Source organism: Duganella radicis, from assembly GCF_009720825.1.
In the GTDB taxonomy this organism is placed as follows: domain Bacteria; phylum Pseudomonadota; class Gammaproteobacteria; order Burkholderiales; family Burkholderiaceae_D; genus Rugamonas; species Rugamonas radicis.
The window spans coordinates 1-467 of the sequence record NZ_WNKY01000130.1; the positions used below are offsets into that span (position 1 = coordinate 1).

At 73.4% G+C, this 467-nt stretch carries 1 pseudogene; it reads right to left on the reverse strand.

The window, feature by feature from the left end:
- A pseudogene (locus GM676_RS31720) lies at positions 1-467 on the reverse strand (chemotaxis protein CheA); the annotation flags it as partial.

Genomic DNA, 467 nt, shown 5'->3' on the forward strand with positions numbered 1-467 from the left:
CCGCCGCCGCTGGCGCCGCCGGCGGCTCGGCCGGCGCCATGGCCGCCTCCAGCGCGGCCGGCGTCAGGCTGCCGCACTGGATCAGCAACTGGTCAATGCAGCTGTGCTCCTGCGCCGCGCGCAGCTCGATCAGGCGGCGGAACTCAGCGCCGCCGCTGCCGGGCGGCAGCAGGCAGATGCTGCTGTCCTCGCGCACGAACTCGAAGGCGCCCTCGATGGTGGCGTGGTCGGCGTCGCTGCGGTAGCCGATCTCGTAGCCGAAATAACTGCTTTCCGGGTCCAGCGTGGGCAGCGGCGGCAGGGCGCCGGTGACGGCGGCGCAGTGGACGATCTGGCCGAAGGTGCTCAGGTAATGCAGGAAGGAGAGCGGGTCCATGCCATGGCGCAGCACGTCCGCGTTGAAGCGCAGCGACAGGTGCCAATGGCCGCCGCCGGCCGCGCGCGGCGGCGTGGCGGCGGGGGAGGCC